The sequence below is a fragment of the Arthrobacter vasquezii genome (assembly GCF_029455255.1).
GTDB lineage: Bacteria > Actinomycetota > Actinomycetes > Actinomycetales > Micrococcaceae > Arthrobacter_D > Arthrobacter_D parietis.
In genome coordinates this window covers 65,276-87,779 of the sequence record NZ_JAROKN010000009.1, presented here as the reverse complement: position 1 = coordinate 87,779, position 22,504 = coordinate 65,276, and the positions used below count along the sequence as shown (strand labels likewise).

Genomic DNA, 22,504 nt, shown 5'->3' with positions numbered 1-22,504 from the left:
CTCACCGGGGAAATCATCGACACCATGGCCGAAGCGAAGTACTTGGCCGACGAGTGGAAGGACATCTACAATCATGAACGGCCCCACGGATCCCTCGACGGCATGACGCCGAAACAATACTGGGACAACTGGACGCAGAAAAATCAACTAGCTATCGCATAGCCACTGGACTGCTAACCGGGGACCCAATCACCAGTGTTGCATCTGAGCGAACTTCCGACTTGGCTCAGCGTCGAAGCCTGGGCTTCGACGCCTCTAGCTCGCATGACGCCTTTGAGGTGTGGCAGCGTACAGGGGCGCTACCACTAAGGCCGAAGGTGGCGTTGCCCGCGTTGTCGGGGGATTTTGTCGATTCTTTGGTTCCTTTCCGACGCGCTCATTCGCTTCGCATACGCACGATGTCACGGAAGTCCAATTGTCCACGCTTCGCGTCTACTTGAGCTCTACCAGGATGTGACTACTGCCATCGTTCACTAACGCGTCCGACGCTGCGGTCGCCCCGTCGATTGGCACTTTCTTCCGTGAGATGATGGCCAACATGGTTGCACGGAATCGCATCACGCACTTGTTCGATTGCGCCGGGGTCGGAGCGGTCCTGGTGAAGGAAGCGAAACGCCAGCATCTTTCGTGGAGACAGATTCAGGGGCCGTGGATGCGACGTGGCACCCGATGGGCAAGGTACCGGTTCTTCGGCGAGTTGGTAGCCAATTATCCGCGAACGAACCTCTGGCATGTGCACATGGGAGGCCGTGCTAAATGGGCGCGAGGGCGTGTAGAGCGACCTTACGTGCTGACGCTGCACGGGACCGACATCCGAGAAACATACTGGCAGGACGAGTACCATGAAGCAATTAAACGAGATATCGATGCAGCTCAGCATGTCTTTTATGCAACGCCCGATCTAGAGGAAAAGGCTAAGCGAGCTCGTGTCGATGCGGAATATATGCCAATCGCATTGGACTTCGATCTGTTGAGCAGTTGGACACCGGCAGCCAAACCGCGGGTCTTTTTCCCGTCACGCTGGGACAGGACAAAAGGAGGTGACGGGCAGATCAGGGTTGCCAAAGAGGTCGTCGCTGCAGTGGGGGACCGCGCCGATGTGGTCGGCATCGATTGGGGAGACCGGGCTGCAGACGCATCACATGTCGGAGTGCAACTGGTTCCGAGAATGGACGTTACTGGTTTCCTCTGTGAGATGGCGAAAGCGCATGTAGCTGTTGGACAGACCGCCGGAATCCTTGCCACCAGCGAACTTCAGGCGATGGCTATGGGTATCCCGTTGGTTTTTCCCGATCCCTTCGACGGTTATCTTTCCAAGAAGGACCGAGGCGCCCTTATCGTCGATCGAGCCGACGCTGGTTATGCAGTCCTTGAACTTCTGAGAGACCCCCCCTCTGCGTCGGCCAAACTTGGAGGCAAGGAGTACGTGTCGCGGCACCATGATCCGGCAAGGATGGTGCAACGCCTCTCGGAGGTCTATCGAGAGGTCCTCAGCGGTAGGACGGAGCAAGCAGTAGAAGGATGAAAGAAATAGCAACAACTGGCCGTCCCCATCTTCTGTACATTGCTTTCGCTTTTCCTCCCAGCACGGCGTCATCGGTATATCGATGTGTCGCGGTGCCTAATCAGTTTGCAGCTGCGGGTTGGGACGTTACCGTGCTCACCATTCACGGCGATATTTGGTCCGAGGTCTCCGGACGGGATGACGAGCTTCTGCGGTCCGTTCATGAGCGGATAAGGATTGTGAGGATCAGCGATGGTGGATCGGAGGAGCCTGGACGAGGAAATCTCCGCCGTTTCTCAAGGCTTCGCGTTGATGCACCATTCGTATGGAGCAGGCTGCTCGAACTCCGCAGCCGACGTCACTTTCCTGAGCGGTTTCACGGACTCTGGCTTCCCGAAGCAATCATGGCGGCTAAAGAGATCCATACGAGCCATACCGTCGATCTAACAATGGCATCTGCAGCCCCGTATGTTGGGTTCGAGGTTGCACGGTCATTGGAGGGCGTACCCTACGTCTTGGACTATCGAGACGCTTGGGCCTTCAACACGATCAGCGGGAAAGAATCCTTCACGCCCAAGTCACGCAATGGTCGGTTAGAATCTTCTCTACTGTTAGGCGCCGAGCAGATATGGTTTGTGAACAATAGAATCCTCGAGGAGTACGCACGGAGATACCCGTCAGCTCGAAACATGATGCGGGTAGTCCCAAACGGTTTCGATATGCAGCCGGGACATAGCAAGCCAAGAGTTGAACCAGTCGAAAAGCCGACATTTGGATATCTCGGTACTATCCCACACGTCAACAGCCCCATCGAAATTTTATTCGCCGGGTGGCGAAGAGCTTTTGGAGTCTTCGAGGACGTCAGCGAGCCAGCTGCAAGAGCGGTCATTCGAGGTAAGTTGAGTTCGTCAGGGCGTGTAAGTACTCATGTCCTAGAATCGTTCAAGGACATGAGGCCCCACGGATTACAGTACGACGGCCCCATATCTAAGCGGCAAGTCGCAAATTTCTACCAGAGTCTCGACGCTTTAATTCTCCTCCTTGCAGGAGGACGGTATGTGACCGGCGGGAAAACGGCTGAGTACCTCGCAACTGGTTTGCCGATTGTCTCTGTGCACGAACTCAGCAACGCGGCTACTGATCTATTGAAGGATTACCCTCTCTGGTTTCCTGCGCAGTCGCTCACGGAGGATGGCATTGCGCGAGCGCTTGGGGCGGCAGCCGAATATTTGAAGTGTCCGGACCACGAGCGCGCATCCGCAGCATGGGAATACGGGCAACAGTTCTTGCGATCGCGCATGCTTGAGCCCGTCATAGCCGAGCTGGCGGAAACCGTCAATAGTGGCGCCGGTTTGAAATCACAGCTGGTGGCTATGCCCGGCAACGTACCGAGCGTCGACGCCGGTGAACAATCCAAGATCGAAGAGCCTCTCGCGGGGAATCGCAATCGACGCTTGAGGGTCGGTGTTATTTCAGCCGATCGCCAGACGGCTCCCGGGATCATCGAGCATCTAGGCCAGCGTCTGGCCGGCGTTACTCATTCGTCACCAGATGTGTGGTCGGCCTATCCGCAAGCCACGGTAGATTCTTCTGTGGCTTTGCCGGTCGTTTCGCTGTCGCCCTCCGCTCAGGCAGTCCTGAAGCCCATTATTAGTGCGCCTGGCCTCGTCGGCATCATGGGGCGACTGATCGAACGAGGACTTCTCGCACGTCGCTTCGCAAGAGCAGTGCTTAGGAACGGAGAGGTCCAAGCTTCGATAGAGAGCTCGGACATAGTCGTAGCGGGTGATGAGATAGCTATCCGAGCCGTATGGAAGCTGCGAACACGCTCCAATGCGCAACTAGTTTATGGGCCCGCGGCGCTTATTCATGCTTGTCATAAGGCTAGCGGCCCGGCGACCTGACCATCCTTCTCGTGGGTGGTTACTGAAATCCGGTAGCCTTGCGAAGGAATGTTTTCGGGAGCCATCGTGCTGTGCCCCATTTCTTGCTGATTCCAGCGAAGCCGTGCGGCCACCGAGCGGCAACCAGTGGAGGGAAAATTGTGAGTGTTGATCTCGTCGTAGTGGGGTCGGGTTTTTTTGGCCTGACCATCGCTGAACGCGCCGCGCAGGAGCTTGGACTCAGGGTGGCTGTCCTCGACCGTCGCCACCATATAGGCGGAAATGCCTACAGCGAGAATGAGAAGCAGACCGGCATCGAGGTGCATCGATACGGCGCTCACCTGTTTCACACTTCGAACGAGCGGGTGTGGGAGTACGTCAACCGCTTCACTGACTTCACCAGCTACCAGCACAAGGTGTATACCAGCCACAAGGGCGAGGTGTATCCGATGCCGATCAACCTCGGCACTATCAATCAGTTCTTCCGATCGTCCATGGGACCAACGGAAGCTCGCGCCTTGATCCAGGAACAGGCAGGCGAGCTCGCTGGTACCGACCCGGAGAATCTGAACGACAAAGGCATCCAGCTCATTGGCAGGCCGCTTTACGAGGCCTTCATCAAGTACTACACCGGCAAGCAATGGCAGACGGATCCGAAGGATCTGCCCGCCGAAATCATCTCGCGACTGCCTGTCCGATACACCTACGACAACCGGTACTTCAACGACAAGTACGAGGGTCTCCCGGTGAACGGGTACACCGCCTGGATCGAGCGCATGGCGGCGCATCCCAACATCACAGTGGAGTTGGACACTGATTTCTTCGATGATGGTCACGCATATTCTCGTAACGCCACCCGCGGTCAGGTCCCAGTGGTTTACACAGGCGCGGTCGACCGGTACTTCGATTATGTTGAGGGCGACTTGTCTTGGCGGACTATCGACTTAGAAGAAGAGGTGCTTCCGGTCGAGGACTTCCAAGGGTGCCCAGTCATGAATTACCCCGACGAAGATGTTCCCTACACCCGTATTCACGAATTTAGGCATTTTCATCCTGAGCGCGACTACACGAAGGACGCCACGGTAATCATGCGTGAGTTCTCCCGGTTCGCTGAGAAGGGCGATGAACCCTATTACCCCGTGAACACCGAGAGCGATCGAGCAAAGCTAGCGGCGTACCGCAAGCTCGCTCAGGGCGAGGACAACGTCTTGTTTGGAGGCCGGTTGGGAACGTACAAGTATCTCGATATGCATATGGCGATAGGTTCCGCGCTGTCCATGTTCGATAACAAGATCAAGCCTCATTTCGATGGCGGCGCCAAATTTGAGAGCGGGGGAATCGACGCATGAGTACACCTGCCGTCGTGAACGAACGTAATAGCAGTTCGAGCTGGGAACCGAACTGGCGGACGGTCCACAGGGTTGTGTTTCCTGAGGCGGGCGACGTAGATACGATGCCGCTTTACGCTGACTTCAGCACCGCCCGGCATGTGCAACCGGACAGGAACGGCATTGGCTCGAATAACAAATCACAATCGGTCACACTGCCTGCCACTGAAACGCATCCAGATTACGTGCTTGATCGCCGTCGGTTAAAACTCCCGGCACACGGACGCGTCTCGCTGGGCACTTACTTCAACGCTTTCCCCGGGAGCTACTGGCGCGCCCATACAGATATCCGTTCGGTGCGGTTGAGCGTTCAACTCGACGGCGACGCGACTGTCACCATCTACCGCTCGACAGCCCGCGGAATTATCAATCGGGTCAGCAGCCAGCGGGTAGGCGCAACGGAGGGTCACACTCTGACCGTCGAGCTGCCACTGAACAATTTCGGTGATGGAGGGTGGTACTGGTTCGACCTGGCAGCGCACCGGGAGGAAGTGACTCTGCAGGACGCCCACTGGAGCGTACCGGAACCAGAAGCCTTTTCCGCGGGAAAACTAACGATCGCGATAACCACGTTCAACCGTCCAGACTACTGTGTACGGAATCTCGCTACTATCGCTTCCTCCACGGACCTGATGGAGGTGCTTCACCGCGTAGTCGTCACAGATCAGGGCACTCGGAAGGTGGCGGAGGAGGAAGGGTTCTCTGACGTCGAGTCCAAGTTGAACGGTCGCCTGGCAACTGTTAATCAAACGAACCTCGGCGGCTCGGGCGGATTCGCCAGAGGCATGATGGAGACCATCAGGGACTCCGAGAGCAGCTATGTGATGCTGCTCGACGACGACGTGGAGATGGAAACCGAGGGGATGCTAAGGGCGGCTCAATTCGCCGACTTCACAACTGAACCGACCATTGTGGGCGGGCACATGTTCAACTTGTTCGAGCGTTCCGTGATGCATCATTTCGGCGAGTCCGTGGACAGGTACCGATTCCGCTATGGGTTATCTCCCAACACAGAGGAAGCTCATGACTTTGCCGCAAGCAACCTACGGGACACTCCCTGGATGCACCGGCGAATTGATGTGGACTACAACGGATGGTGGATGTGCCTCATCCCAACGGAGATAATCAACGATATTGGTTTGGCCCTCCCTGTCTTCATCAAGTGGGACGACGTGGAGTACGGCATACGGGCACAGGCAAACGGGTACCGAACGGCAACGCTTCCCGGAGCGGCCGTCTGGCACATGCCTTGGACTGAGAAAGACGACACTATCGACTGGCAGGCCTACTATCACCAGCGCAACCGTTGGCTCGCCACTCTTCTCTATTCGCCGTACAAGCGCGGTGGGCGTATGCCCCAAGAAAGCTTCGCTGTCGATGTCCGCCACTTACTCTCCATGCAATATTCATCGGTTGAGTTGCGTCTTCGAGCGCTTGAGGACTTACTATCCGGTCCGGATCACCTTCACGAGACGCTTGGCTCAAAGCTCCCTGAGGTAAGGGCAGTGAGGGAGCAGTTCGATGACGCACGTATCGCCGCTGATCCGAAGTCCTTTCCCCTCGTAAAGCGAAGCAAACCGCCACGCAAGGGTAAAGGGCCGACGCAGGCGCATAGTATTCCGGCAGCACTCGTCAAGGTTGCGTCTGGAGTACTGCATCAAATCAAACCCGTCCCCGATAAAGCGAAACAGCATCCCGAAGAGCACGTTGCAGCCATGGATGCCCGCTGGTGGCGGCTCTCACATCTCGACTCTGCCCTGGTCACATCCTCGGACGGAGCCGGTGTTTCGTGGCACAAGCGCGATGCAGAGAAGGCGCGCGAACTTGCGCTCAGAAGCGCGATACTCCATCGGCGTCTGCTCGTACAGTGGGATGACCTAGCTGAGCTCTACAAGTCGGCTATGCCGCAGTTCACTTCTCCTGCTGCCTGGGCCGACACTTTCGCCGCCGCGGGTACAAATGGAAATAAGGCGGAATGACAGCAGTACCTCAGGGACCCGGAACGTCCGGCTCAGCAGAGCTGAGAATACCTGGGCGCGGTGCAGGCTTGCGCGACGTTGCCCGACATCGTTTTCTCCTCAAACTCTTGGTCGACAAGGAAATCAAGGTCCGCTACCGTGGGTCCATATTGGGTCTCGTCTGGTCCTATGTAAAACCGGGCGTGCAGTTCGTAGTTTTCTATGTAGCGCTCGGTATTTTCCTTGGTCTTGAACAGAGCGCGAGGAACCCCGACGGACTTCCGAACTACGCAATCTATCTTTTCTCCGGGATAGTTCTGATTAATTTCTTTTCTGAAGCGCTGGGAAACGCCTCTCGTTCTATCGTCGGGAACAGTGGGTTGATCAAGAAAATATATCTGCCCCGGGAACTCTTCCCAGTGTCGGCGATATGGGTCTCAGCTGTTCATTTCCTTCCGCAGATCGTTATCCTCGTCGTAGCTTGCATGTTCACTGGATGGTCCCCCTCGCTTATCCAGTTGGGGTCGGCGGTGGTGGGGTTCATTATCGCCGCTTTGTTAGCGACCGGGCTTGGTCTGATCTTCGGAGCAATCAATGTCTACTATCGCGACGCTGAGAATCTTGTTGACATGCTTTTGATGGTGGCAACTTGGGCATCTCCCGTTCTGTACTCGTGGGAAATGGTGCAGAGGCAATTGGGCGATACCGCATTATCGGTCTACATGCTTAATCCGCTGACGGTGAGCGTCGAAACTTTTCATTATGCTTTTTGGCTCCCGACGTCGGATCAGCAGTTCGACCTTCCACCCAACTTCTTTGCAGTGTGGCTTCCGATTGCATTCGTTTCCGCGCTAGTGACGGTCGTCTTCGGCCAGTATCTTTTCCGACGCCTTGAGGGCCGCTTCGCGCAGGAGTTGTAAAAATGGGTTTGGCAATCGAGATCACCGGCATTCGGAAGCGGTTCGCGCTCAGACATACACGTTCTCTCAAAGAGACAGCGTTGTGGCTGCTGAAAGGCCGTAAGGGCGACCTTTCCCGCACATTCCCGGCCTTGGATAACGTTTCGCTCATGGTGGAGGAGGGCGAGACCGTAGCGCTGCTGGGCTTTAACGGATCGGGAAAGTCCACACTCCTCAAGCACATATCTGGCGTAATGCTGCCCGACGTAGGGACTGTCAGGACTCGTGGACGCGTGGCGGGACTGATCGAGGTTGGTGCGGGGTTCCACCCCGACCTCAGTGGAAGGGATAACGTTTTCCTCAATGGCGCCATCCTTGGAATGTCCGAGAAGGATATTCATCGCCAGTTCGATTCCATCGTCGATTTCGCCGAAATTGGCGAATTTATTGACACCGAGGTGCGGTTCTACTCCTCAGGGATGTATCTTCGGTTGGCCTTTTCGGTGGCGGTTCATACTGACCCAAATGTTTTCCTCATAGATGAGATCTTGGCTGTTGGCGATGAGCCTTTCCAACGCAAATGCATACTTAAAATCAAGGAGTTGGCTGAAGCAGGCAAGACGCTCGTCGTGGTGAGTCATGACTTGGACTTGATTGCTCAAGTCTGTCGACGTGGGGTAGTACTTGAAAAGGGGCGCGTAGTGCACGATGCTCCGGTTGCAGAAGCCATCGCCCATATCCGGGGAATGTGACCGGCTTCACCTCACCGATCATTATCCCGGCCGTTCTACTCAAGAGCGCGATCAAAAGCAGTTCGTGATTGCGTACAACTTGGCACTGCCTTCTTGGTCCACCAGTTGATAATTCGTCGCCTTTTGTTTATCCACGCCGTCAAAGGCGGGATACTTGTGTGCCGCCTCGCGATCGAGTAGGTAACGTTCTCCGAAGTCCAAGACATACTGCACATTATCGTCGCGGGCGATCTCGCAAGCTTTTGAGTCCGTGCTAGCGGTGCTGAGGTTGTTTGCGAGAACTTCCAATTCAGGTCCTAGCTCTTCAGAGGACATGTGGTACTGAGTAACCTCACGTCCGCTGAAGGCAAAGGCGAGCGATCCGCCGTTCCATGGATTGACAGCTATTTCCGCCTGCTCTGGCACATGACGATCCAAACGCTCCAGGAGCTGCAGCTCATCTGGTGACAGGATTGTCGGGTTGCCTTCGTACGTGTGGTTGAACCGGCTTTCCAACACCATTTGGTCGATCGGACCCCGCTGGCTTAGAACCGCTATGACGACAGCCACAGCAGCGGCAAGTCCCCAGGCCAGGGCGGAAATCCAATTCTCCTTCACAGGCGCGAGGCGACCGAGAGACGCTGTCCGCTCTGCAATCATCCTCGTCAGGCAAGCCGCCCCGTATGCAGCGATGATAATTGTGGGAAGAGGAAGCAGCGCGGCTAGACGTTGTGGATCCTGGTACCACGCTCCCGTGAAAACGATTCGTACAGCACCTCGCGGTTGCGCAGCGGCAACGACATAGAGCAGCACTGATACGCCGTAAATACCGATGAGCCATGGCCAACGGCCTCGTCTCACTAGGATTGCGAGACCGATAGCCGTGCAAAACGCGATGGCTACAGGTATTTCTCGCTCATGGGGCGCGCTCGTCAAAGCTTGCCCGATGGCACTCGCATAGCGGGTAAACGGCAGCCAGGTGTCGTAGCTAATGAGGACGGATTCCCATATCCATCCGAAGACGACCGCGAAGGCCGCAGCTGCTAGCAATGGAAGCCATGTACTTTTGGGCCCGCGTTCCTTCCCAATTCGCTTGAGCCAGCACCACCAACGCCAGATCACGGCTGGTAGGGACAGCGCCATAAGCGCGACGAAGCCATTGGGCTGGGCCAGCAGCAGGCCTGCGGCTGTCGCGAGGAGTGCGAGGGCAAGAACCGCCGGGTGAAAGCGGGGAGCTGAGCCTGCCTTCACCGCCGCAAGCACGAGGGCCAACGCCGCAGGAAGTATGGCGTAAGAAACAATGTTCGGATACAGCGGACCGAAGTCGATCAAACCTAAAGGGAAGGACGGGAGCCCTGCGGAGAACAGTCCGGTAAAGACCAGCGCAAGGAATCGCGAACCAAAGATGGTTCGTGCGAGCAGGAGGAGGCTTAGTGGCCAAACGAGGGATGCAAGGACGATATTCAGCGAATTCACCGACACAGGAATGTCCTGCCCGGTCGCCTGAACGACTAGGGCCGCAAAGCCATGCCAAACGGCCGGGTATAACGCGACCGCCGCATCGGGCTGAAGCATACGTCCCAACGTGAGGGTCGAAGCATCACCCTGTTCCAGGACGTATCGGACTGCATTGAGATGAAAGACATTATCGTATCGCTGGGCGATATTGTCAGGGTTATCGAAGATGCGAACAAGGTTGTAGGCCGACGCGACAGATCCCAGAACCAGACCAAGAGTGCCCCCGAGTAAGCTCCGGCGGCTGATCTGCACCTGATGTCGCAACTGTGTCGGTTGTCGAAGGACAACCCTGAGGAGGAGAGCCAGGATAATCATCACGATAGCGGTTAAGCCGAACGTGGTTGGAGACCACCCGACACCCATGATCGAGAGGATCACTGCTGCAACGCCGGACATGGCTACGGAGAAGGCGGGGGCGAGCCCGGTTGCTATGTCAATCTTGAAGCCGAGACAGGCGGCGAAGATGCCGCCCGGCAAAAGTACTAATGCAGCGGCTACGAAAACTGACGGTAGGGCGTCCCACCAGGGCATTGATACTCCTGCCACATCAACGATCTAGGGCCAGCTCACCCAACCCCATACGATTTCAGATCCATTCGGTCAACCTGCGACGTTATCACGACTCTTAATCCATCCTGTTCACTGTCTGCAAGCAACGATTTCGTAGAGCGTCCACGGTCCCTCAGCCTCTACCCGTCTGAAGCCTGAGTCCGTGGGTACATCGTAGAATCCCGGCCAAGCACTGAGGCTCGAACTGCCGTGAGACATGCCGGGTGCGTCTTCATAGAAGTGTGTCGCTCCAACATGTTGAAGAGCGTCGCACACAGCATCATTTGTGTGGATCTCATTGAACCTAGCCTGCAAAAGCTTCTTTTCTTCGATGCCGCCAGACGCCGACCCGAGCTGTGTGTAAACGACCTCATGGCCAGTCAAAGTATAGAACGCCGCCGCGCCGTTGAAGGGGTCCCCAATTATCTTGGCATCCTTGGGAAGCTTAGAACCAGCCATCTCGATGAATTCCTGTTCCCCGGGCGAAAGGACGCCCAGGCTGGTTTGTGGATTCGTGATGTAGTTTCGCGCCGAAACGGCGATTCGATCGGCTGACCGGAAATTTGAGGAAGTGACATAGATCGATATCAGAATGCCTATTAGAACGAGGCCGGTTACGAAGTCAGTCCGGTCGCGCATCGGCCGTTTCGATACGTTACGGACGAAGCGGTCCGCGCCTCTTACAAGAGCCGACACTCCGGCAACTAACCCGAATGCTGCGCAGATGCTTCCCAACATGGCGATGAAAGGCGCGATTCTCTGCGTGTCTTTGTACCAAACGCCCGTGAGCCAGCGGAGCGGGTTCTCGGGTCCCGCCGCGAGGATATGGAGTAGTACGAATGATGCCAATGACATTGCAAGCGGCCGGGTTTCTTTTCTCAACAGGGAAAGGATCGCGCCCGACACCATCAATAAGCCGACAATCAGGTTCAGTTCTTCTATTGTAGGCCCGCTCAACACCGGGAAACGTGGTAGGTCGAACAACGCAAACCATATTGAGTCGGGGAATACTGCCCGCACCGCCCGTGGATATGACACAACGCTGTGCAAGAGCGGAGAAGAGGCCAAAGTTGCCGCCATCCCTCCGGCCGCGAGGAGAGCGACGCCGACAAGAACCAACGTTCGAGATGGCCGACTACGGAACCCTTGGATAAGGGAAGGCAGAAGGGCGGATCCGGCAAAAGGGAGTGCCGCGACGAGCAGGGCGAAAACGCTGCTGGGGTGAGCGGCGACGGCGCCAAGGAGCGCCAAAACCGCAACAGTAGCCAACCAGGCCGTGTCACCGGACCATCTCTTATTGCGGTCCGGAGAGCAAATCCGGTACAGCAGTTGAATCACGACGGCCAACACGCCCGGGACCAAGGCGGAGGCGAGCCCGTTCGGCCATTGGCCGCTGCGCAGCAACTGGGCAAACGGGAAGCTGACGAAAGAGGCTCCGATCACGGGCGCTATTGCCCAGGTAGCAGGAACTCGGGGAAGTACCACCGAAGCGAGCAATGCAAGGCCCAGCGGCCATACAACTGCTCCGATGACTATCGTAGAACTGTTTGCTGCTTCTGTAAGGCTGCCGGGATACAGACTGACAAAGCTATGCCACCCAGCCGGATAGTACGACGTACGCTCTTCGGCGTAGATCGGAGCTATGGTCCACGGCGTCGCGCTTCCTGAATCCCTTATCCACTGAAGCACATTCGAGTGGAAGATCGGATCCCAGCCCTGGGAGACCCTGTCCGCGGTCCCGATACCGCGTGCAAGGGCTAGAGAGGTCAGAGCAGTCGCTGTCAGTACTCCACCTGCGACCGCGGCGCGGACCGTCCTGCTCGCGCTCGTCAGGACGCCAACATATTGCGGGAGAATCCATATTCTGCAAATCACCAGCGCAACAATCCAGAACAAGAGGACGCTCCCGGCGGCTGTGTAGGCGTTCCAAGGGAGTTGCGCAGCGTCGACAAGCACTGAGCTCACAGCCAGGAGGAAAAGTGTGACGGCGGGGCCCAGCACGGTCGCGGTGAAAGCGTCGAGCCGCGCGAGTAAAAGCAAAACGGTCCCCGGTAGGAACAAAGTTGTCGCTAAAAAAGTAACGGACGGTGCGAAGGACAATAATTCGGCCACGGGGAGCGTTGAACTATGGCTAGCGAGCAAGACGGCTTCGAAGGCGGGTCGCGAAAGTAGCTTTGGAGGACGTGTCGCCTCTGAAAGAGCTGGATGTCGCTGTGGCATCCACGCCCGCTAGATACATCTTCGCCGCTTCTGTTCTTTTGCTTGCGGCCAGCGCTGGGAGCTTGTCGACAAGTGCACCAGATGGAGCGGGGAACGCCGGCTCTTGCCCAGGCCCTGCGACAGTCCACCCGCTACCGAGGGAGACCAAGGATTGGTGTTTGACGTCGTAGTAGCCTTCCTTCATTGCGAACGCGACCCCCCTTGCTCCTGCGGCTGAAGCCAACAAATGGAAGTGGAACCGGCTCGTCAACCAAACTTGGTCGCTGGCCACGGGAAGCCCCTCGGACCAGATCCTTGAGAAAGGAATGAAGTGATCTTCCGGGATGATGTCCGACAACTTTTCGAACCCTACTCGGTCTCCGCCGGGAATGGCCTCGACGTAAAATACCGCGGTGCCTTCCTGCCGCGCCTCTATCGCCCGCGTTCTCGCAAACTGCACGGCCTGATCGAAAGCGCCGGCGTCCACCGTATCGTTCTGTATGCAGACATAAAGCCCAGGCAGCGCTCCACTTCGAGTCTCAGCCGCACCCAGAAACGCATCATCAAGACCGAGGTCTATCCCATAGGCGCGTGCACTCGCATCGTCACGGGCAGATACGTGCGCGAAGCCTTCAAAGAGCGTCTGTGCTCCGCGTTCGGATGCTATCGCAGGCATTAGTCCTTGACCGGTTGCAAACAGGGGAGCACTCGTTATCTCTTGCACGGCACGCATGGAATGAATGAGAGCGGCGTGATGCTCCCAGTTTCCGTTAATGTAACCACCGCCGAGCAGGTGAAGTGACGTCGCCTCCCGGAGTTTCAGGAGTCCAAGATCATAAGCAGGTGAGCCAAGTCCAATTACGCGTGCTCGCACCGTCGCGCGTGATTCATCGGGCGGAAGATTTGCGTTGTCGTGAGTAAGGCGCCACAGGGTGTTCGTTATCCGAAGCCGAGGGTGCATACCGTCGAACAACACCTGCGCGAGCCCTGGCTGGGGGCAGTCCAACCATACGTCCGCTTCCGGACGGGTTGCAGACAGATACTTCAACCACGATGCAGCGATGAATTCATCGCCGAAGTTGGGGTTCCCTGCTGGTGAAACGAGGTAGAGGAGTTCTGGCTGCATTCGAACACCTTATATCGCAGTGCTCCTCGGTCTTGAGTGGATCGTGGGCAAAGGCTGGAGTGAAAGGCAAGCTGAGGTGTCGCTGCCGAGGCGATACGCGCTATGGGATACTGAAGCACGTGAGTCATGCCTGGTTCGTCATTCCCATGTACAACGAAGCCACCGTTGTGGGTGATGTCGTCAGTGATCTTCGGCGCGACTTTCAGCGCGTTGTTTGCATTGATGATGGGAGCACCGACGGATCTCAGGAAATCGCGGCAGCTGCGGGCGCCGTCGTCGTTCAGCATCCGATCAATCTTGGTCAGGGCGCTGCACTGCAGACAGGGTTCGAGTACGCACTGCAGGACACGGAGATGGACGCGGTAGTGACCTTCGACGCTGACGGTCAGCATCGGAAGAGCGACGCCCTCGAGATGCTCGCTCGTATCCGCAGTGGCGAGGCGGACATAGTGCTGGGCTCGCGGTTCCTGGACGAGCGCACGAAGCTGACTCGTCTCAAGCGCCTCGTCCTCAAGACGGCGGCCATTCAGTCCCGGTTAGCAACGGGACTCGAATTGACGGACGCGCACAACGGACTGAGAGTTCTTGGACGGGATTTCGTTCGGGACGTACAACTCACACAGAATCGAATGGCTCACGCTTCAGAGATTGTGCATCGCATTGCTGAACTTCAACCTCGATGGGTGGAACACCCGGTCGAAATCGTTTACACGGATTACTCGAAATCGAAGGGTCAGTCCCTGCTCAACTCGGTCAACATCCTTGCCGAACTATTCTTGAGGTAGAAATGGTTATATTCGTTCAGCTTGCGCTCGTCCTGGCCGTAGTGGCGTCAGCGCTGGTGCTCATGCGAGGGGGCAGCAACGCCCGGCACCTTGCCATCAGGCGAATGCTCCTCATTGCCTTCGGCTTTGCGGCAGCTCTATCAATTTTCTTCCCGTCCATGATGACCACCGTCGCATCATGGTTTGGTATCGGACGTGGAACCGACCTGGTGCTATACGGCCTGGTGGTGTCCTTCCTCGTGTTCATGGCGACCACCTACCAGCGCTTCCGGCACACAGAAATGAGTCTCACCCGCCTTGCTCGGCGTATCGCGATCGATGAAGCTGAGCGCCCCTGGGAGGCACCAGCAGATTCCAGCAGAGACTGATCCTCGGTAATCGTTTCTCAGCCGCTCAGGGACACCCGCTCAGGGAGGGCTACCGGTCGAAGGGCGTTCCGGCGAGTGTGTAGGAACTCCAGCCGGAACCGACGGTTCGGGCTTTGCCGAAGCCCGCCGTGGTGAACGGGTAATACGTGAGGTAGCCAGCCGTGTTGCGTCCAATCATGCCGCGACTGGTTGGGCCGTTGAAGCCGTCGACTGCGTTCACTGCATCAATGCCGCCCCAGTTGCGCCCGACGGTGGTGCGCGAGCCCGAGACGATGGTTCCGGTTCCGCTTCCGGTGTAGCGCAGTAAGTTGTTGCTGGAGTCGCGTGAGAGCAGGTCCATGCGGCCGTCGAGGTTTTGATCCGCCATGACGATGGGCATATTCGTGAAGCCGGATCCGATTTTCACTGCTTTGCCAAGCCGGTGTGTTGAGGTATGAGGCCAGTAGTAGAGAGCGCCGTCGGAGCGCGCCCCAACCACAGCCGCGCCTTGTCCTTTAACCCAGGGACCGACGGCGATGCTGATGCCTTGCCATCCGGTTCCTATCTGAACAGGGGAGTTGAAGCCACCCGTAGGTTTGCCCGCATAGTAGTTCAGGACTCCGTTGTCCCACTGCGCGAGAAGGTCGATGGTGCCGTCGGCGTTCCAGTCCACGGGATTGATGGACGCGGCTGCACTCCACCCGGAACCGATCTGGAACCGCGCATCGAACCCGCCTTTCCCGTTGACTGGGTAGTTCCAGAGCTTGCCGCTTGAATCGATAGCCACCATATCCGCGAGCGCACGCACCGACGGCTGGGCTGGGGCTGGTGCGGGCGAAGGTTCTGGCTCGGGCGCCGGCGTCGGCTCCGGAGCGGGGGCAGTCGACGTGAAGTCAGTACCAGCAATGGTGTAGGAGCTCCATCCGGAACCAACCGTGGATGCGCTGGCGAACCCATTGGCTGTGAACGGGTAATACCAGAGGGTACCCGTGGTGGTGCGTCCGATCATCCCGCGGCTGCTGGTGCCGTTGAAGCCGTCGACAACATTGATGGCATCGATCACGCCCCACCCGTTACCGACCACGGTCCGTGAGCCGGAGACGATGGTTCCGGTTCCGCTTCCGGTGTAGCGCAGCAGGTTGTCGTTGGAGTCGCGTGAGAGCAGGTCCATGCGTCCGTCGAGGTTCTGATCGGCCATGACGATGGGCATGTCGGTGAAACCGGATCCGATTCTCACGGCGTTGCCGAGCCGGTGGGTGGAGGTATGTGGCCAGTAGTGAAGCGTGCCGTCAGCCCGCGCGCCGACTATTGTGATGCCTTGGCCTTTGACCCAGGGCCCGACGGCGATGCTGATGTCCTGCCAGCCCGAAGAACCGATCTGGACGGGCGAGTCAAAGCCGCCGGACGGCTTGCCTGGGTAGTAACTCAATGTTCCGTTGTTCCACTGGGCAAGAAGGTCGATGGTGCCGTCCGCGTTCCAGTCCGCCGGGTTGATGGACTTGGCGCTGGCCCACCCGGAGCCGATCTGGGATCTTGCGCCAAAACCACCCTTACCGTTGGCCGGGTAGTTCCATAGCGTGCCGGACGAGTCGACCGCCACCATATCCGCGAGCGACCGCACCGACGGCTTGGGTGAGACGGCCGTGGGAGCACTGCCGCCCCGTGCGAAAGCCTGGAGGCTGGTGAGGGACCCGTTCCACTGATTCCAGTCGCCGACAACCGGACCAGAGTCGGTGTACTGCCAGACGCTATAGAAATCCCAGCTGGCGGGCAAAGTCCCTGCGCCGTAGTTATTGTAGGAGGCCACGTGCAGCGCATGATCCGAGAAGGCCGTGCTGCTGCCTGTGCACCGGTTCCACCAGTCGGTAGTTGTATAAATCATCGGCTTGCGGCCGGTGAGGGTCACCATCCGATTCGAGAAGTCCCGGATCCAAGTGACCATCTGCGATGCGCTCATGTTGTAGCAGTCGTTGCCAAGCTCGTCGTAGGGGTTGTATTCCACGTCCAGGAGCGGCGGCAGGGTTTTCCCGTCCGCGCTCCAGCCGCCGCCGTTTGCGACGAAGTAGTTCGCCTGGGCAGCACCGCTCGAGACGTTCGGAATAGCGAAGTGGTAGGCACCGCGGAGCATTCCTCGGTCGCCGGAACCGTTGTACTGGTGACCGAACTCAGGGTTCTTGTAGACAAGCGCTTCCGTCGCCTTCACGTAGGCCCAACGCGAGCCGTAGTTCCATGCGCCGTCCCAGTCCACGTAGCCTTGGTGGCTGCTGACGTCGACACCAAGGACGCCCGACGACGGTTGCCAGTAGTTGGTTGCAAGGGGCGCCATTGCTGCGCCTTCGACTGAATCGGTTGAGTCAGCACCGTTGCTGAGCGGGGAAGCATCCTCCCCGGGTGCCGGCTTTTGCGCATCTCCCGTCACTTCCAGACGCTCGATGCCCTGTCCCATGCTTGCCCCATGTTCTCCTATGAGGTCCGCGAGCAGGTCGGAGTTGTTTCGGTAATCAAGAGCAGCGGGCGCCTCTGGTGCCACTGATGATTGCGAAGGCGAGGCCGCCGGCGATGGTGCCGGTTCCTCTACGGGATCCGCGGGTTCGCTCGCAGGAGCCGCCGGAGCCGCCGGCGGGGAAGCGGTGGCGACTTCCGCCGGAGCCGTGGCCGTCGTCGTCGGCGTTTCGGTTCCGACCGCTGGCGTCATCCCGGCGAGGAGGCCAAGAGTGACCAGCGAGGAGAGTGCGAATGTTTTCGAGGCGCGGGAAGCTATCAAGGGAAATCTCCAGATAGTGCAAGCCCCGGCAGGGGCCGGGCGTTTCCCAGGAAAGGGTACCTGCGTGTTACTTATGTGACCAGAGGGACAGATGTGACGACTTGAAGCATGGTTGTCCACAGGTCGCTTCATCGGGCTAGGTAAGTTGTTTCGCCGTGGCCTACGCTTTGAGGCAGGGAAACAAACCTTTGATCGTGCATTACCAGTCTGACAGTCTCCGGCGTGCGTCTCCCTCCTGCATGCCGAATCCTTGGGGAAAACTATGGATGCAGTGCGCATTGTTGAGGATGAGGTAAGAGAACTCATCCGTCGTCGTGGTCTTGATCCGTCTTTGCAGGGTCCGGAGGTGCGGCGGCTTGTCGAAGCGGCAGTCAATGACTACGACGAACGGTCGCTCGTCGGTCCGCTGCCTCCGCTTGGGCATCTGGAGCAGGCCAGGCGCCATGTTTTCGACGCTGTGGCAGGCTACGGCGCGTTACAGCCGCTGCTCGACGATCCAGCCATCGAAGAAATCTGGATCAACTCTCCCTCGGAAATTTACGTCGCGCGCGCAGGAGAATCTGAACTCACCTCGCTGACTCTCACCGAGCAGCAGGTCCGCGACCTCGTCGAGAAGATGCTCAAATCGTCCGGTCGCAGGCTGGACCTCTCTTCGCCATTCGTCGACGCCTCCCTGCCGGACGGATCCAGGCTGCACGTCGTGATACCGGACGTCACCCGACGCCACTGGGCAGTCAACATCCGGAAGTTCATCTCTCGTGCGACGCGCCTTGAGCATCTGGTCGAACTGGGGTCACTGACGCCACAGGCCGCGAAGTTCCTCAACGCCGCTGTGGCCAGTGGACTGAATATACTCGTTTCCGGCGCAACGCAGGCCGGCAAGACCACACTGCTCAATTGCCTTGGAGCAAGTATCGGCTCACGCGAACGGGTCGTGACTGTCGAGGAAATCTTCGAGCTTCAGTTTCCCTTGCGTGACGTCGTGGGGTTGCAGTGCCGGCAGCCCAACCTTGAGGGCCATGGCGAGATACCGCTTCGACGCCTCGTGAAGGAAGCACTTCGCATGCGTCCAGATCGCCTCATTGTCGGTGAGGTCCGGGAAGCTGAGAGTCTCGACATGCTCATCGCTCTGAATTCGGGGCTTCCTGGAATGTGCAGCGTGCATGCCAACAGTGCGCATGACGCAGTGACCAAGATTTGTACGCTGCCTTTGTTGGCGGGCGCAAACATTTCCAGCGCGTTCGTGGTGCCGACCGTTGCCTCCTGCATCGATCTGGTGGTGCACTGCGTTCGCGAGGGATCAGGGCAGCGGCGGGTGGCGGAGATCGTTGCACTGGGGCGCCGCGTCGAGAACGGCGTGATCGAGACCTCGACCTTGTTCAAACGAACCGATGGTGAGCTGCATGCCACCGCTTCGAACATGCCCGCTGAGGAGAAGTTCGCGGCCGCCGGCTACACTGTCGCCTCCCTCCTGAGCCCATCATGACCGTTGCAGTCGGTGTGGCACTCGGAGCCGGACTGTTGCTGATTTGGTGGTCGACCTGGGCGGTCCCACCGCGGCCTGCAAAGGCCCGGCGTGGTGCCGGCAAGGTGGAGGAACTGCTTCTGCGAGCCGGCGTCGTGCGGGTATCAGCCAGCGGTCTGCTGGCAGCCAGCGGGATTGCCGCCCTCTTCGTGTTCCTCTTTGTCTTCGTCTTTACGGGTACGCCGGCCATAGCGGCCTGCTTCGCGATCTTCGGTGGGTTGTCGCCGCTCATGCTGGTTCGTTGGCGCGCGCGGAAGCGCACAGCTTCACTGCGGGAGCTGTGGCCGGATGTCGTGGACCATCTTCGTTCCGCTATCCGTGCGGGCCTGTCCCTGCCGGAAGCGCTGATGCAGTTGGGCGTAAAGGGGCCGGAGGAACTCCGGTCGGCTTTCCGCGAGTTTGCGGGCGATTATCGATCCGGCGGGCAATTCGATCAATCCCTCGATCGCCTGAAGGACCGGCTGGCCGATCCTGTGGCCGACCGCATCGTGGAGGCATTGCGCCTCACCCGCGAGGTCGGCGGCACCGATCTGGGCAGGCTGCTGGGCACCCTCGCGGAATTCCTGCGTGACAGCGCAAGAACCCGAAGCGAGCTTGAGGCGCGCCAATCCTGGACCGTCAACGCTGCCCGGCTAGCCGTGGCAGCACCATGGATTGTGTTGGCCCTACTCTCGACCCGGCCTGAAGCCGTCGCGGCGTACAACACAGCGGGTGGCGCGGTAGTGCTCATCGGAGGACTGCTGGTTTCGGCGTTCTGCTACTGGATCATGCTGCGGATCGGCGCCTTGCCTGATGACGAGCGGGTGCTGAGCTGATGGAGTTTGCACTGGCGGCACTCGTGGGCGCATGCCTGGGATCCGGGCTCTGGCTGATATTCGTTCGACTGCCAATCATGCGTCAGCCGCGGTTCGTTGAGCGCATCGCTCCCCAACTCAAATCTGTAGACGTGAGCTCAAGACTTCTGCATGCCCAAACGGTTACCCCCTTTGGACCGCTGGAACGAATCATCCGGCCAGTGGCGCGGGACGCCGTCACCTGGCTCAACAGGTTCAGCCCGGCGTCGTCCGTTCTCGCGAGAAGGCTGGAGCAGGCGGGCCGCTCACAATCCGTCCTCGACTTTCGTGCCGAGCAAATCATCTGGGGGAGCATCGGGCTTGCCGCGTCGACAACAATCCTTCTCACTTTGGCGGCCTCCGGCAGTTTCAACGTAATGCTCGCGATCCTCATCGTGTTCGGCAGTGCCGCCGGCGGCTATCTCCTGCGCGATTACCTGCTCGGCGCACAGATAAGGAAGCGGGAAAGCCGCATCCTCGCAGAATTCCCAAGCCTCGCAGAGTTGATGGCCCTCGCCGTCAGCGCGGGCGAGAGCGCTACCGGCGCACTGGAACGTATCTGCAGGACAGGCCACGGTGAGCTGACCAAAGAATTCGCACGCGTTCTTGCCGAAACCCGAGCCGGAACGCCCTTGATGCAGTCCCTTCAGAACTTCTCCAACCGCACCCAACTGGCGCCGCTCGTACGGTTCGTTGACGGCATCAGCGTAGCTGTTGAGAGGGGAACACCGCTCGCCGATGTACTTCGGGCCCAGGCTCAGGACGTCAGGGACCTCTCAAAGCGCGAACTCATGGAATCCGCCGGACGCAAAGAGATCGCCATGATGGTGCCCCTCGTATTTGGCGTCTTGCCGCTCACCGTTCTGTTTGCCGTCTACCCGGGTATTGCCCTGATCAACCTTGGACTCTAATCACCTCAAAGAAAGGAACCAGCATGCGTAACCGCCTCATCGCACGCTTTCTGTTCACGACGACCCTCCTCCGAATCCGTGGGCACCTCACGCACACTGCGGACCACCCCGAGCGCGGTGACGTGCCTGGGTGGGTGATGATCACGCTGATGTCAGCCGTCCTGGTGGCCGCACTTCTGGCTATTGCATCGCCGGCGCTGGAGGGACTGTTCAACGAGGCGATCAACCGCGTCAGTCCATAACGCGGTGACTCTCCTCTCCTCGCGCATGGACAACCGGCACCGGCACCCGAATGAACGGGGCGCCGCAACGGTCGACTTCGCTCTCATCGGCGGCCTGCTGACGATCATCTTCATCGCGATCGTTCAGCTCACGCTGGTACTCCACGTGCGGAACACCCTGATCGACGCAGCGTCTTCCGGTGCTCGCTACGGCACTCTCGCCGATCGCTCACCAGCGGATGCAGCAGCGCGCACAACTTCACTCATCGCCGATGCGATCAACAGCGCCTACGCACAGGACGTGTCGGTGAGCCGGGTCAATCGGGGCGGCTCTGCCGTCCTTCAGGTCACGGTTCGCGCTCCGATTCCCGTGATCGGGCTGATTGGTCCGTCCGGAACCATGGAGGTCAACGGACATGCTGCGCTTCCTTCCTGAGCGCGTCCGCGCAGCTTGGCAAGACAACGACGACGACGGCAGCGCAGTTCTCGAATTCACCTTCCTTGGTCTGCTCTTGCTGGTGCCCGTTGTCTACCTCGTGCTGACTGTGGGCTCAGTGCAGGGGGCGTCATTCGCCGTCGTTGGCGCTGCCGACCAGGCAGCCAAGGTTTTCGTTGACTCGGATAGCCCAGAGGAGGCTTATGCCCGCGCTGAACAGGCTGTGGAGTTCACCATCAACGATTTCGGATTCGCACCCGAAGACGCAGCGGTGACGATTACCTGCGCAGGCACCTGCCTGGAGCCCGGGTCGAGCGTCACCGTCGCCGTCGATCTGAGGGTTCCGCTGCCGCTGATCCCCACGATGCCCGGCCTCAACACGTCAGCAGCCACGGTCGATTCAAGCGCAACCCAGCTCGTGGAGCGTTTCGGATGATGCCCCCGGACCGAAACGTGGATAAGGATGATGACGAACAGGGGCAAATCACTGTTCTGATTATCGGGTACATTTTGCTTTCGCTCCTGGTGGTTGCGGTTGTCACGGCGGTTTCCGCCGTCTACATCGAGCACAAGAAGCTGCTATCGGTAGCGGACGGAGCGGCATTGAGCGCAGCCGATACCTTCTCGGTCGCCTCCATAGATTCAGGCGCCGGGGAACCAGTACCGGAACTTGAGAGCGACTCGGTCTCGCGGGCAGCGGCCGCCTACCTCGAGCGGTCGGGCGCGCCGGCGCGGTTCAATAACCTGAACCTGGACCCTGCGACAGGAGCACCGGATTCGCAAACCGCTCGGGTGGTTCTGACCGCCGTCGTTCATCCGCCGATCGTGAACTTTCTGGTTCCAGCCGGCATCCCTATTGCCGCGACGGCTGATGCGCGAGCGGACCTGACCCGTTAACTCCGACCGCAGGACCATGACGTAGTCTTG

Annotated in this window: 20 protein-coding genes; 16 read left to right on the top strand and 4 right to left on the bottom strand. The window is 58.7% G+C overall.

Annotated elements, in window-relative coordinates; genetic code table 11:
- The 7 genes from P4U43_RS06160 to P4U43_RS06130 form a co-directional block, all read left to right on the top strand.
- Nucleotides 1-162: integrase core domain-containing protein (locus P4U43_RS06160; protein ID WP_277357931.1), on the top strand; the 162-nt coding region annotated here is incomplete at its 5' end.
- A 367-nt stretch (nucleotides 163-529) separates the two neighbouring features.
- On the top strand, nucleotides 530-1,525 hold the full coding sequence (locus P4U43_RS06155) for a glycosyltransferase family protein (RefSeq protein WP_277357928.1): 996 nt from the start codon (nucleotides 530-532) through the stop codon (nucleotides 1,523-1,525).
- On the top strand, nucleotides 1,522-3,408 hold the full coding sequence (locus tag P4U43_RS06150; RefSeq protein WP_277357927.1) for a glycosyltransferase: 1,887 nt from the start codon (nucleotides 1,522-1,524) through the stop codon (nucleotides 3,406-3,408). The genes P4U43_RS06155 and P4U43_RS06150 overlap by 4 nt, the downstream gene beginning before the upstream one ends.
- A 140-nt stretch (nucleotides 3,409-3,548) precedes the next feature.
- Nucleotides 3,549-4,736, top strand: a complete 1,188-nt coding sequence (gene glf, locus P4U43_RS06145) for a UDP-galactopyranose mutase (protein WP_277357926.1) — start codon at nucleotides 3,549-3,551, stop codon at nucleotides 4,734-4,736.
- A complete protein-coding gene (locus P4U43_RS06140) occupies nucleotides 4,733-6,754 on the top strand; it encodes a glycosyltransferase (protein ID WP_277357925.1) in 2,022 nt (673 codons plus the stop codon). The genes glf and P4U43_RS06140 overlap by 4 nt, the downstream gene beginning before the upstream one ends.
- A complete protein-coding gene (locus tag P4U43_RS06135) occupies nucleotides 6,751-7,653 on the top strand; it encodes an ABC transporter permease (RefSeq protein ID WP_277357924.1) in 903 nt (300 codons plus the stop codon). The genes P4U43_RS06140 and P4U43_RS06135 overlap by 4 nt, the downstream gene beginning before the upstream one ends.
- Before the next feature lie 2 nt (nucleotides 7,654-7,655).
- Entirely contained in the window at nucleotides 7,656-8,384 is a 729-nt protein-coding gene (locus tag P4U43_RS06130; RefSeq protein WP_277357923.1) for an ABC transporter ATP-binding protein, read from the top strand.
- Nucleotides 8,385-8,435: 51 nt separating this feature from the next.
- On the opposite strand, the gene P4U43_RS06125 is transcribed toward P4U43_RS06130, so the two are convergent.
- The 3 genes from P4U43_RS06125 to P4U43_RS06115 form a co-directional block, all read right to left on the bottom strand.
- Nucleotides 8,436-10,412 (bottom strand): DUF6541 family protein, encoded by a 1,977-nt coding sequence (locus P4U43_RS06125; RefSeq protein ID WP_277357922.1) that lies wholly within the window; start codon nucleotides 10,410-10,412, stop codon nucleotides 8,436-8,438.
- Nucleotides 10,413-10,520: 108 nt separating this feature from the next.
- The gene (locus P4U43_RS06120) at nucleotides 10,521-12,650 is read right to left on the bottom strand and encodes a DUF6541 family protein (RefSeq protein WP_318533006.1); all 2,130 of its coding nucleotides are present in this window, start codon (nucleotides 12,648-12,650) and stop codon (nucleotides 10,521-10,523) included.
- Nucleotides 12,562-13,755, bottom strand: a complete 1,194-nt coding sequence (locus P4U43_RS06115) for a polysaccharide pyruvyl transferase family protein (RefSeq protein WP_277357920.1) — start codon at nucleotides 13,753-13,755, stop codon at nucleotides 12,562-12,564. The genes P4U43_RS06120 and P4U43_RS06115 overlap by 89 nt, the downstream gene beginning before the upstream one ends.
- Before the next feature lie 119 nt (nucleotides 13,756-13,874).
- Here P4U43_RS06115 and P4U43_RS06110 point away from each other — a divergent pair, with 119 nt between their 5' ends.
- Together P4U43_RS06110 and P4U43_RS06105 are read left to right on the top strand one after the other, a co-directional pair.
- Entirely contained in the window at nucleotides 13,875-14,540 is a 666-nt protein-coding gene (locus P4U43_RS06110) for a glycosyltransferase family 2 protein (protein WP_277357919.1), read from the top strand.
- Nucleotides 14,541-14,542: 2 nt separating this feature from the next.
- A complete protein-coding gene (locus P4U43_RS06105) occupies nucleotides 14,543-14,908 on the top strand; it encodes a DUF2304 domain-containing protein (RefSeq protein ID WP_277357918.1) in 366 nt (121 codons plus the stop codon).
- 49 nt (nucleotides 14,909-14,957) lie between these two features.
- Here the strand turns inward: P4U43_RS06105 and P4U43_RS06100 are convergent, their stop codons facing one another.
- Nucleotides 14,958-17,651 carry a lysozyme gene (locus tag P4U43_RS06100; protein WP_277357917.1) on the bottom strand — a complete coding sequence of 898 codons (2,694 nt, stop codon included), beginning with the start codon at nucleotides 17,649-17,651 and terminating at the stop codon, nucleotides 14,958-14,960.
- A gap of 262 nt (nucleotides 17,652-17,913) precedes the next feature.
- Between P4U43_RS06100 and P4U43_RS06095 the strand changes: the two genes are divergently transcribed.
- The 7 genes from P4U43_RS06095 to P4U43_RS06065 are packed head-to-tail and all read left to right on the top strand — an operon-like array spanning nucleotide 17,914 to nucleotide 22,474.
- On the top strand, nucleotides 17,914-19,137 hold the full coding sequence (locus tag P4U43_RS06095; RefSeq protein ID WP_277357916.1) for a CpaF family protein: 1,224 nt from the start codon (nucleotides 17,914-17,916) through the stop codon (nucleotides 19,135-19,137).
- Nucleotides 19,134-19,991, top strand: a complete 858-nt coding sequence (locus P4U43_RS06090) for a type II secretion system F family protein (protein WP_277357915.1) — start codon at nucleotides 19,134-19,136, stop codon at nucleotides 19,989-19,991. The genes P4U43_RS06095 and P4U43_RS06090 overlap by 4 nt, the downstream gene beginning before the upstream one ends.
- Nucleotides 19,991-20,920, top strand: a complete 930-nt coding sequence (locus P4U43_RS06085) for a type II secretion system F family protein (RefSeq protein ID WP_277357914.1) — start codon at nucleotides 19,991-19,993, stop codon at nucleotides 20,918-20,920. Before P4U43_RS06090 ends, P4U43_RS06085 begins: the two co-directional genes overlap by 1 nt.
- Nucleotides 20,921-20,943: 23 nt before the next feature.
- On the top strand, nucleotides 20,944-21,162 hold the full coding sequence (locus P4U43_RS06080; RefSeq protein ID WP_277357913.1) for a hypothetical protein: 219 nt from the start codon (nucleotides 20,944-20,946) through the stop codon (nucleotides 21,160-21,162).
- Between the two features lie 25 nt (nucleotides 21,163-21,187).
- Complete coding sequence (locus tag P4U43_RS06075) at nucleotides 21,188-21,577, top strand: TadE/TadG family type IV pilus assembly protein (RefSeq protein WP_277357930.1); 390 nt, start codon at nucleotides 21,188-21,190, stop codon at nucleotides 21,575-21,577.
- Nucleotides 21,558-22,013 carry a hypothetical protein gene (locus P4U43_RS06070; RefSeq protein WP_277357912.1) on the top strand — a complete coding sequence of 152 codons (456 nt, stop codon included), beginning with the start codon at nucleotides 21,558-21,560 and terminating at the stop codon, nucleotides 22,011-22,013. Before P4U43_RS06075 ends, P4U43_RS06070 begins: the two co-directional genes overlap by 20 nt.
- Nucleotides 22,010-22,474 carry a pilus assembly protein TadG-related protein gene (locus P4U43_RS06065; protein ID WP_277357911.1) on the top strand — a complete coding sequence of 155 codons (465 nt, stop codon included), beginning with the start codon at nucleotides 22,010-22,012 and terminating at the stop codon, nucleotides 22,472-22,474. Before P4U43_RS06070 ends, P4U43_RS06065 begins: the two co-directional genes overlap by 4 nt.
- Nucleotides 22,475-22,504 lie beyond the last annotated feature (30 nt).